This window comes from Flavobacterium sp. UGB4466, from assembly GCF_903469665.1.
Taxonomy (GTDB): Bacteria; Bacteroidota; Bacteroidia; order Flavobacteriales; family Flavobacteriaceae; genus Flavobacterium; species Flavobacterium lipolyticum.
Map to the genome: position 1 here is coordinate 1 of NZ_CAGKLC010000185.1, position 4,867 is coordinate 4,867.

The window sequence follows — 4,867 nt, forward strand, 5'->3', positions numbered from 1 at the left end:
TTGATTACGATCAACGAATTCTTCAGAGCAAGGATTAAAAAACAATATCTTTTCAAAATGCAAATCATTTTTTTCTACAGTACTTTTTTTAAAATTATTCAATAAAATTTGAATAAAACAAAAATTCTTTAATCGATCATTTATATAAGACGACTCCCTAAATTTAAAAATTCTTAAAAGTACTTCCATAATAGAAAAAACATCTTCAAAAACACTCGGGTCAAAATTATCTAATTCTATTTTTTTAGACAAAGTCTCATTTTTTAGCAAATATAAAATTTCTTCAAAATCAAGTTTCTTAGAAAATAATCCTAAAGAATATACACAATTTGCATCTTGAAAATTTGACAACTTCCATCGTTTGCTCTCTAATGTTTCTTTTTTACCCGAGAACCTCAAAATATTGAAATTCAAAGCTTCATTTATATACATGAATTACTTACATTTAATAGATTTAACTTTTTTCCAGTTACCCTTTTTGTCTTTTTTAAATATTGTAATCGACTTAATTCTTTCATTAAATTCTTTTAATTTGTCCACACCAATACCTAAGGCTCCTTTTTCATTGTCTTTAGTTAAAATCTTGTTCATATTTTTACTTTCTCCACCAACCATTTCATCATAATTTAAATTATCCGTTTTCAAGAAATCGCTGGTACTGTCATCCATATCAAAAATAACTTTATGGTTTGAAGCTTTTGCTGTATCGTATGGGTCAACAGCTTGTGAAACCCACTTTGCTCCTCTGGAATTATTAGCTCCCCTAACTAATCCTTTATTGTCACTTGTTAAATTTGCTTCCATTTCAGACATTGTCCTAATTATTTCAAGTAAACCAAATATATCAACCCAGGAGTTACTGTTGTGAACATATGCATAAAAATTTGGGTTATTTCCATGTAACCCTATTGGATCCTGACTTATATATCCTCCAATTTCATTTGAATAATACCTAAACCTATTATAGTAAAGCCCTGTTTCTATATCCTCATACTGTCCCAACTGCCTGAAAGGGATAAAACTTTTATCTCCTGTTAAATCTTTTAGGTCACCATAAATATCATAATTGGTTTCCCAAACTAACTCGCCCGTTTCATTATAAGCTTGTACTGGTCTACCAATATAATCATTGATAATCGAAAACTTTTCCTTGCCAACAATTTTAGCAGTTGGAACAAACGAACCTTCCTGATACACCCAAGTGATTAAATTCTTAATCGGTTCCGGTTTATCATAGAGTAAGTCATCCACAGTGGCAATTAATTTAGGACGATCTTTTAAATCGTACTCCCATTCGTGAGTAAGAACGTTTCCATCCCAAACATAACGATTAATTTTTGGGTTTGCAATTTTTGCGGTGCGTCTGCCCAAGGCATCGTATTCAAACTGTACTGTTTTTCCGTCGGGGTTGGTGACGCTTTCCAGCATGCCATTGGCCAGCCAATTATAGGTGGTGTCTCCATTTTGCCATTGCTTATGTTCCTGCTGTAATCTGTTTTCTTCGCTTCTGTTACCTGCCAGTTTGTCGATCCAATTGGTTGGTTCTTCAAACTTTAGCTCCTCATTGATGTTTCTTTCACTTTTGTGTATCAGATTGCCAAGCTCATCATATCTGTAATGATACTTTTCGTCCTGTAACAGCTTACCACCTTTACCATACTTACGATCACTACGATCGGGAGTTTTGTATAAGTTACCTACCGCATCGGGAGTTTTATAAAGTTCTTCGTTTCCATTATAGCTTTTGGCCAGATTGCCAAAGTCATCATAATCAAAATAAGTGATACTTGAAGTTATTTGGTTTACAACACTACGTAATTGCTGATTGGTGTCCCAGTTGTAAAAACGTGATCCGGTGCGTTTGCCATTCGCAAATACTTCCTGCTCTTTTTGTTTCCCGCCGTTGTTGTAACTGGTTTTAATGTGCAGTCCTCCTGTTGCAAATCGCTCTATTTCACGTCCTAATTCATCTCGTTTCAGGGTGGTTTCCCACTTTTGATGCTGTTCTTTAAGTTCGTTGCTCTGGGCTTCTATTCGCTCGAGCTGCCCTTTTTGGTTGTAATGGGTATTGATTTCGGCTCCAAGGCTGGAAGAGATGTTGGTACGTTGTCCTAAAGCGTTATAGGTTGATAAAAGTGTTATGCCATTTTGGTTGGCGTCGAGCTGTTGTTTTTGAGTTTCTTGTATGATACGCCCTACCGCATCTCGCTCAAAATAAATGCTTACATTTTGGTTGGTAGCTTCAATGAGCTGTCCATTTTTGTTGTAACCGTACGTTTCCCAATTACCGTCGTGATAATCCGCTCTGGTGATACGTCCCAGTGCATCTTGTTCGTATTCGGTAAATTTTCCATTGCCATGATCTATTCGGGTCACTTCACCTGCCAGATTACGCTGGTACTTTTTTACAATACCATCAAAGGCAGTTTCTTTTATAATGTGCCCTGCTTTGTTACGAGCGAAATAATAAACTTCGTTGTCTTCGTTTTTAATGCCCTGCAATTGCTCCATCTTGTCATAATCAAAACGCACTTTTACGCCATTCTGCTCTCGAGTAGCAAGACTTCCCATCGGGGTATAACTGAACTTAATATTGTTCTTATTGTCTTTTAAACCTATTACTTCATCATAATTGTTGTAGGTAAACTGTATGACATTACTGTCTTTCTCTACAATCTGTCTTACCCTGTCCAATGCGTCATAACTAAAGTAATCCGCCATTTGTATTGGGGTGTAGATAGCCTGTACGCGTCCTCTGTGGTCGTACTCCCATGATTTCAACTTTTCATTATTCTCACGCCACTCTATAAGGTTAAATTGCTCGTCATAAATCAATTCTAGTTTGTTATTGTTTTTGGCAACCGTAGCCAATAATCCATTATCATGATAACTAAAATGGGTAGTGGTTTTATCAGGAGCAATAATTGTTTTGAGCTGATCCTCCCTTTCTCCTTTATACAGATAAACAGTTTTATTGCCTTCAGGATCTATGGCTATTGATGGACGATTTTCCTCATCGTAGATCATGATTTCTTCCGTACCATCAGGGTAAACTGTACTGGTTTTGTTCCCTCTGTCATCGTAATTAAAGCCCAAGATGCGTCCTTCGGGATCAATCTCGCGATAGAGTTCCATAAACTCGGTATAATTGTAAAAGATACTATTACCCATGGGGTCTTTTACTTGTGTAACGAGTTGACTTGGCTCGTAATAATATGTAGTTACAGCTCCATTGGCATCAGTGACTAAATTATAGCCTTCTTCCGTATGGTAGTCAACCCAGCCTTCCTGCCAACCGCCATCACCCCAAGTATGGGTACATTTGTTTTGAGTATCATACTCCCAATAAAAAGTCTGACCGTTACGGTCGGTCTTTTTAATCATCAGATGATTTTCATATTCAATGGTTGTTGGTTTTTGAAGCGCATCAATAATGGTACTTATATTACCCTCCTGATCGTACTCATACATTACTAAAAGTTCCTCCCGTTCGGGTCCAATAAGTTCTAGCTTTTGAATGAATCCTTCTTTATTGCTTACTTTGATGACTCTGCCTGACGAATCGATGATCCTGTTCAGAATATATCCTTTAAATTCAAAAATGACAGAAAGTCCGCCAGGATTGGTAATTTGAGTGAGCTGGTATTTCTTGCTGTCAAAAAGGGTGAAATGATAAAACAGTTTGTTTGTATGATCGTAAGCCAGATAACCGTCCTGAGTCCTTTTCAGGGTTGTTTTTTCTTCACGGAGATAAAATTCTTCTTCGGGCATCAAAGCAGGAAAAGCAACCAATCGTCCATCATCCATACGAAGTCCCACCGCATCGTCTTCAGGATATAATTCTACTGCTCTGTCGTATACGCAATGTACACCATGACCCAGCCAGCCTACATAATCAGAATCGGAGTACCAAGTACGTTGCCAATTTAAAGAAATTGGATTGGCAATATTAAAATCGCTCCCTTCATAAATTACGGCACCATTAATTAAGTTTATAGGTTCAAAGCCAAACCGGCACAAGATTTTTTTGAGACCTGCTGGGCATTTACCACTCGTATTGAATTTTTTAATAAGACCTCTCGTTTTCTTCAATAGCGTACTAAAGCCAATACTGGCAACCAGTCCTGTAATCATTCCTCCCCAATCAGGTGGATATGGTCCACCAACCATTACAGGTTTTCCTGTTGGGATCGGCAATGAAAATGAAGTTGGGGCAAAAAGCGTTGGAGCAAACGGTAACATTTTTTTTCCTACTTTGGTTTTTCCCAATGACATCGAGAGCGGAATTCCAATATCATTACAAGTCATCAGCATATGCCCTTTGGGACTCATTCTGGTACCGTCTGAAAATACAGTTTGTGAGGCAAAGAAGTTCATACTCTCGTGTCCGATAATAGGCATCATCAACCAAGGTGGTGTAAAAAGCGGAATATGTTGCAATGGAATAATAATACCTCCTGTATCAGAATTCCCGCGTTTAAAACCATTTACATGTACCGAAGTACCTAAAAAAGGAATGTAATCAGCAGGATCAATAACAATCCCTATATAAGGATGAAAAGGATTAAATGGCGGTAAAGTAGTAAAGTGGATGTCAATACCCACGACTATGGTTAAATGATTATCGGTTAATAACATAATTGATGATGTTGCTTAAGTGGTATTCCTCATGTATTTTGTTAATTAGGATACATGAAATCTCATAACTTCAAATATATTACAAACAATACTTACAAAACGAATATTTTTGTACTATTTTTACCAATAAAACAAAAATAACACACAGACATAATTAGATAGCTTCTTATATTATTTTTTTTGCTCTTGCATTGATAATTTTAGGTTTATACTTTAAGTAACTATATTT

At 36.6% G+C, this 4,867-nt stretch carries 1 protein-coding gene and 1 pseudogene; both read right to left on the reverse strand.

Annotation, left to right across the window (positions count from 1 at the left end):
* Positions 1–432 (reverse strand): annotated as a pseudogene (locus JO950_RS21260) (hypothetical protein); the annotation flags it as partial.
* Between the two features lie 3 nt (positions 433–435).
* Positions 436–4,638, reverse strand: a complete 4,203-nt coding sequence (locus JO950_RS21265) for a DUF6531 domain-containing protein (RefSeq protein WP_202704435.1) — start codon at positions 4,636–4,638, stop codon at positions 436–438.
* Positions 4,639–4,867: the final 229 nt, after the last annotated feature.

Coding starts and splice junctions, on each gene's coding strand:
- JO950_RS21265 (WP_202704435.1), bottom strand. CDS start 4,638: ATGTTATTAACCGATAATCATTTAACCATAGTCGTGGGTATTGACATC.